The organism is Floccifex sp. (assembly GCF_051873555.1).
Taxonomy (GTDB): domain Bacteria; phylum Bacillota_I; class Bacilli_A; order Erysipelotrichales; family Erysipelotrichaceae; genus Floccifex.
Map to the genome: position 1 here is coordinate 42012 of NZ_JBJEEY010000079.1, position 6568 is coordinate 48579.

The 6568-nt window shown below is 33.0% G+C and carries 7 protein-coding genes; all 7 read left to right on the forward strand.

What is annotated here, in order from left to right; genetic code table 11:
• Positions 1–19: 19 nt before the first annotated feature.
• Genes ACI32A_RS04785 through ACI32A_RS04815 form a run of 7 tightly spaced genes read left to right on the forward strand, consistent with a single transcriptional unit; the run spans position 20 to position 6352 of the window.
• Complete coding sequence (locus ACI32A_RS04785) at positions 20–796, forward strand: PTS sugar transporter subunit IIC (protein ID WP_439753891.1); 777 nt, start codon at positions 20–22, stop codon at positions 794–796.
• A 12-nt stretch (positions 797–808) separates the two neighbouring features.
• Complete coding sequence (locus tag ACI32A_RS04790; RefSeq protein WP_439753892.1) at positions 809–1639, forward strand: PTS system mannose/fructose/sorbose family transporter subunit IID; 831 nt, start codon at positions 809–811, stop codon at positions 1637–1639.
• A gap of 52 nt (positions 1640–1691) precedes the next feature.
• Positions 1692–2771 carry a 2-hydroxyacid dehydrogenase gene (locus ACI32A_RS04795; protein WP_439753893.1) on the forward strand — a complete coding sequence of 360 codons (1080 nt, stop codon included), beginning with the start codon at positions 1692–1694 and terminating at the stop codon, positions 2769–2771.
• Positions 2768–3559 (forward strand): HAD family hydrolase, encoded by a 792-nt coding sequence (locus ACI32A_RS04800; protein ID WP_439753894.1) that lies wholly within the window; start codon positions 2768–2770, stop codon positions 3557–3559. Before ACI32A_RS04795 ends, ACI32A_RS04800 begins: the two co-directional genes overlap by 4 nt.
• A gap of 3 nt (positions 3560–3562) precedes the next feature.
• Complete coding sequence (locus tag ACI32A_RS04805; RefSeq protein ID WP_439753895.1) at positions 3563–4333, forward strand: SDR family NAD(P)-dependent oxidoreductase; 771 nt, start codon at positions 3563–3565, stop codon at positions 4331–4333.
• A 17-nt stretch (positions 4334–4350) separates the two neighbouring features.
• Entirely contained in the window at positions 4351–4746 is a 396-nt protein-coding gene (locus ACI32A_RS04810; RefSeq protein WP_439753896.1) for a PTS sugar transporter subunit IIA, read from the forward strand.
• A 1-nt stretch (position 4747) separates the two neighbouring features.
• Positions 4748–6352 carry a putative manganese-dependent inorganic diphosphatase gene (locus ACI32A_RS04815; protein ID WP_439753897.1) on the forward strand — a complete coding sequence of 535 codons (1605 nt, stop codon included), beginning with the start codon at positions 4748–4750 and terminating at the stop codon, positions 6350–6352.
• Positions 6353–6568: the final 216 nt, after the last annotated feature.

The following is a 6568-nucleotide window of genomic DNA, read 5'->3' on the forward strand; positions in this document are numbered from 1 at the left end:
GAAAGAAAAGAGAAAAAATATGAGTTTATTAGGTTGTATAGGTATCGGTATTTGGTACTGGTTAACCACTTCTGACTATGGGAAATGTCTTATGGTCGCAACAGACACATATTGGATGGGTCTGATTATTGGTTTATTCTGTGGAAATCCTGCAAAAGGATTCCAAGTTGCTGCAACAATTGAATTGGCATTCATGGGTGTTGTTGCCGTTGGTGGAACACTTCCATCTGATAAAAAACTGGCAGCTTTAATTGCCATTCCACTAACATTGAAGTTAAATCTAGATTTAGGAACTGCCTTAGCCGTAGCCATTCCATTTGGTATGTTAGGATCTGTTATCAACAATACAGGATATGTTATCAATACAGTAACACATGAATTCATGGTGAAATGTGTTGAAAAACATAAATACAATCAAATGTATTTCTGGGCATATGGAGCACCTGGATTAATTAAATTACCTATGTCTGTTATCCCTGTTGCCGCTATTCTTTATTTGACTTGTCACGGAACAAATGCCGAAGTTGTTTTGAACTTTATTCCAGTCTGGTTAAACCGTTCCTTAACTATTTTAGGACAAATCTTACCAGCTGTTGGTATTATTTCTTGTGTACGTGTTGTTGGATCTAAAAAATTAGTTCCTTGGTTTATTTTAGGATATTTTATCTGTGTCATTTTACCAGATATGTCTACATTGATGTTTGCAGTTGTTGCTTGTTTAGTTGCAGTTATTATTGTTTCCAATATGAGTGAGGATGCCATCAGTGGTGCTCATAAAGTAAAGGACAATAAGTAGAGGTAAAGAGTTATGGCAGAAGAAAATAAAAATGTAAAGACATTAAGTAAAAAAGACCTTGCGCTTTTCTGGTACTTACAACATTTCTTCCAAAAAGCAACACAAAGTATTTCTTATTACTACGCAAATGGTATTTGTGCTTCTATGATTCATTGTTTGAAGAAATTATATGCCGATGATCAGGAAGCATTGGATGAAGCTTTATTACGTCATTTGGAAGTTTATATTTCAGAAGGAAACTGTGGTTCTATTATTCTTTCGGCTTCCATGGCAATGGAAGAAGAAAAAGCAAATGGAGCTCCTATTGATGGATCTTTCATTACGACATTTAAAACATCTTGTATGGGGCCTATGGCAGGTTTAGGAGATACAATCATCGGTTATGTAGTTTCTCCAATTTGGGCATCTATCTTTGCTGGATTTGGTATGGAAGGATCTCCATTATGTTTATTAAGTTTCGCAATGGGATTCTTATTCATCGCTTTATCTTTATTCTTATTCCATACTGGATATAGTCAAGGAAAAACAGCGGTATTAAAAGTCTTAAAAGGAGACTGGTTAGATAAATTTGTTGTTGGTGCTGGTATTTTGGGAATGATGATGATGGGTTGTTTAGGAGCAAATTATGTGAATATTCAACCTACATTGGTTCTTGAATTATCTGGTGGAAACGTATTGGATTTACCTGGATTATTTGATTCTATTTTACCAGGATTGGTTCCATTCTTATTCTTAATTGGTGGTTACTTATACTTAGAAAAAGGAAAGAAAGCATCAAGTATTAAATTGATGTTGATCTACTTATTGGTTGTCATCATTGGTGTATTATTAAATATTTGGTAGAAAAAATGAATGGGGCTATGCTCCATTCATACTTTTATAAAAGGAGGAAAATATGAAAGTTCTTTATATGGATGAAGGCGGAGCCATGGATGAATACATCGTTCCTAATGCGCTTTCACTTGGAAAAAACGTTGAATTAGTCAAAGGACCTTGGTTACAAGAAGGCGATGACTTGGGATATTTAATTCGTAAAGTTGAAACAGATGGACCGGATGATTTTGATACACCGGAAGGTTTTATACAAAATCCAGATGCAGAAATCGTTATTGCGACTTTTACACCTTTCTCAGCTAAAAACCTGGATGCATTAAAATCTTGTCATTTGATTGGTGCTATTCGTGGTGGATTGGAAAACTATGATGTTAAAGCAGCAACAGAACGAGGAATTCTGATTATCAATGCCAATGGACACAATGCCCATGCAGTGAGTGAATATACAGTAGGTATGTTACTGGCTGAAACAAGAAATATTGCTCGCAGTCATCATGCGACTTTATTGAATTCAAGAGCAAATTATAAAACAACATATGAATTACATGGAAAAACAGTGGGTTTGGTTGGATTTGGATATATTGGTCAATTGGTTGCCAAAGAATTAAGTGGATTTGATGTGAATATTATTGCGTATGATCCATATGTAAAACCAGAAATAGCACAGGAAAAAGGCGTAAAATTAGTTGAATTAAATGAAGTCTTTAAAGAAGCTGACTTTGTTTCTGTACACGCTCGCTTGCTTCCTTCAACTTATCATATGATTGGAAAAGAACAAATTTCTTTGATGAAACCATCGGCTTATCTAATCAATACAGCTCGCGCTGGTTTAGTGGATACAGATGCTTTATTGGAAGCATTACAGGAAAATCGTATTGCCGGGGCAAGTTTAGATGTATTTGATCAAGAACCTTTACCTGCTGATTCTCCGTTCTTGACATTGGACAATGTAACACTTACACCACATCGCGCTGGAAATACTATCGAATCCACAACAGGATCTCCTAAACTAGTACTTGATCGAATCAAAGATTTAATTGATGGAAAGCCAATTATGGGCATTGTCAATCCAGAAGTATTAGAGAATCCTTCTTTCAAAGAATGGTTAGAAACAGCAAAAGAACGTCTAGGACGACAATGAAACGATTTGAAACCATCAAACTCATTGCCATGGATTTAGATGGAACATTAGTGAATTCACAAGACACAATTTCAAAAAGAAATATTGATATTTTGAATCGAGCTAAGGAACAAGGATATTTTGTCACTTTTTTAACGGGACGGCATTTTAAAGGATTAGAAAAAGTACAATGTCTGATTCAAGCCAATGCACCGGTTGTCTGTGCCAATGGAGCACAAATATATAGCTGGGATGGAAAGATTCTTTATCAGGAAAATACTTTTGAAATAGAATCTATGATGCATTGTGTTCAATTTTTAATGGACAATCACATTGACTTTATTGTTCGAAGCAATGAAACAGAAATTGTCAATTCTGGTTTTCATCATTTTCGAAAAAACAAGCCAATAGAAGAATTGTTTGATATCCATCAACTAAAAGAGTTTAAAGCCATAAAAATCATGCCACAATTTGATGATAAAAAATCTTATGAAAAAGTCATTCAATATGCTTATACCAATCAAGATATTTCTATTATTGTTTCAGGTGATACTTTGATTGACATTGCTCCAAAAGGCATAAACAAACGAAAAGGACTTGAAATAGTTTGTGATATCTTAAATCTAAGTCGGGAAAATGTAATGATGTTTGGTGATTATGAAAATGATATTGAAGCACTTAAATTTGCCAAGATTGGTGTATGTATGGCAAATGGAAGCGAAAACACAAAGAAAGTAGCTGATTATATTTGTTTATCAAATGATGAAGATGGAGTCGGACAATTTATTGAAGAAAATTTATTGGAGTAAATTATGGATTTAGGATTAAAAGGAAAAGTTGTATTAGTGACAGGATCTTCGAGAGGAATAGGTGCAGGTACGTGTGAAGTATTTGCGCAGGAAGGCTGCAACGTTATTATAAATTATGTTCATTCAAAACAAAGAGCACAGGAATTGGCTTTGCGACTTGAAAACACCTATGGCATCCATGCGATTGCGATTCAGGCGGATATGAATTCAGAAGAAGATATTCTTCGTTTATTTAATTTATCTTTACAAGAAATGAAAAAAATCGATATTTTAGTCAATAATGTCAATGAATTAAATGATTCCAATGGACCTATTGAACAATTTTCAGTTGAAAAATTCAGAGGCGCAGAAGCCGGTTCCATTGAATCCATGATGATTTGCTGTCGTGAATTTGTCAAACACTGTAAAGAGCAAAAGAAACCAGGACACATTGTAAATGTATTAACAAAATCTATATTTTGGACAGGAAGCTATCATAATTTAGCTTATGTTACTGTTAAAGGCGCCAATGCATCATTTACAAGAGGATTGGCCCATGATGTGATACGAGATGGGATTCATGTTAATGCAGTTGTTCCTGGATATGTAATAAATGATCGAACCAATCCAAATTCGGCTCGTTATCAAAAAGCCATTTCTCATATTCCATTTAAAGAGTATGCCAAACCAGAAGAAATTGGAAATTGTATTGCTTTTTTATGTTCCGATAAAGCATTTCAATGTAACGGGGCTATTCTAGATTGTTCGGGATCCACTTTATTAGGGGATGTATAAATAATAGGGAGGAAAATATGAAAGGTATAGTTATTGCCACACATGGAGAATTTGCCAATGGAATTGTTTCAACTTGTAAAATGTTTTTTGGTGAAATTGAACAACTCATAACGGTTTGTTTAGCAGAAGGCGAAGATCCAGATGAATATGTGAATCGTATTTTAGAAGCGGTTCAAAGCGTTGATACAGGAGATGGCGTTTCTATTTTCTGTGACATTGCCTATGGAACACCTTGTAACAGTGTGATTCGTAATTTCAAAAATTTTGATTTAGATAAAGTTGATGTCATTGCTGGATTAAATTTTCCGATGCTTCTTCAATATCTTTCATCAAGAGAAGACTTGAATATGGAAGAAGTATTAAAAGCAGGACAAACAGGCATTATCGATGTAAAAGCTTTATTCGATAAATAATATGGGAAAAATTTATGCCATTGGGCACAAAAAACCAGATACGGATTCCATTGCTTCTTCATTGGCAATTTGTGAATTAAAGGTAATGTCTTCAATAGAAGTTATTGCTGCTCGATTGGGAACATTAAACGAAGAAACTAAATTTGCGACGCGTTATTTTCAAGTGGATGCACCAATTTTATTAAGTGATGCACGTACTTTATTAAAAGACATCCAAATGGATGAACCTGCTATGATTTCTATGCATGCTTCTTGTAACGATGCCTTTAAAGAAATTGTTAAAACAAATAATAAAACATTGTATGTTATTGAAAATAAAGAATTAAAGGGCATTGTTTCCATTGGAGATTTAGCTTCTTTAAAATTATTAAATCGAAAACAATTGGATGTTTTATTGTCAAAAAGTAGTATTGAACATATTAGTAAAGATACAAAAAGTGATGTTATCGTTAAAGGAAAATTTGATTTTACAGGAAGAATTGTTTTTTTGAGTAGTGAAGACGATGAAATTGAAGAACATTCCATTATTCTTTGTCATAGTAAACATATTCAAATTGCACTTCAAAAAAATCCAACAATGATTATTTTTATAGAAAAACCAGGAAAAGATTTTGAAACGTGCATTGAAATCGCAAAGAAAAGAAATATTACTTTACTCGATAGTAAAATGGCACTAGAAGAAATAGTATTAGCTATATATTATGCCTTTCCAGTGTCATTGATTATGTCTAAGAATGTAGTTTGTTATATGGAAAATGATTTTGTGGATGAAACACGAGAAAGTATTGTAAAAACAAGATTTCGTAGTTATCCAGTTGTCAATGAAAACAATCATTTAGTGGGATCTATTTCCAGATATCATTTATTTAATTATCAGCCCAATCAATTTATTTTGGTAGATCATAGTTCTTTGAGTCAATCCATTGATCACTTAGAACAAGGAGAAATCATTGAAGTCATTGATCATCATCATATTGGAGATATCCAAACCACAAAGCCAATTGAATATCGAAATCAAAAATGTGGATGTACGTGTTCCATTATTTATCAAATGTATCAGGAAAGAGGATATAAACCTTCAAAAAAAATAGCAGGAATGATGTTGAGTGCGATTATATCAGATACGTTGTATTTTCAATCAGAAACAACGACTTCAAAGGATATAGAAAATGCATATGCATTGGCTAGTATTGCTCATGTGAATATAGATGAATATGCTAATTGTTTATTAAAAGCTTCTGTAAATTTAGAAAACGTAGATATTATTGAAGTTATTGAACGAGATTTGAAAGAATATCGATTTGGAAAGTATTGTTTTGCTGTTGGACAAACAAATTACAGTGATTTGAAAGATATTCAACCTCGTTTAAATGAATTTAAAGAATCTATTCGATTGTATCAAGAAAAAAATCAATATGATTTAATGATCATGATGTTTACTAATGTAAAAGGAGAAGGAACTTTATTTATTTATAGTGGACCTCAATCCTTTATCATGAATTCAATTTTGGAAAATCCATTTGATACTTGTTCAGGATTTGATGAAAAAATCATGTCTCGTAAGCAACAGTTGATTCCGATGATCAGTAAATATATGGATTTATAATATCGTGATGAATGAATATACCATTTATTAATTTCTACTTTATTCATAGTCGTAAAAAGTCCTTCAAAACGCGATTTCTATGAAGTATTACATTTCCGTTCACTAAAACTATCGATTCATTCATTATACGATTTTATAAAAGAAAGGCAGGAATTCCTGCCTTTTTAAAGGACCTCTAAAATTAGATGAGGTTTAGAAAAAAGCCAATTTAAAACC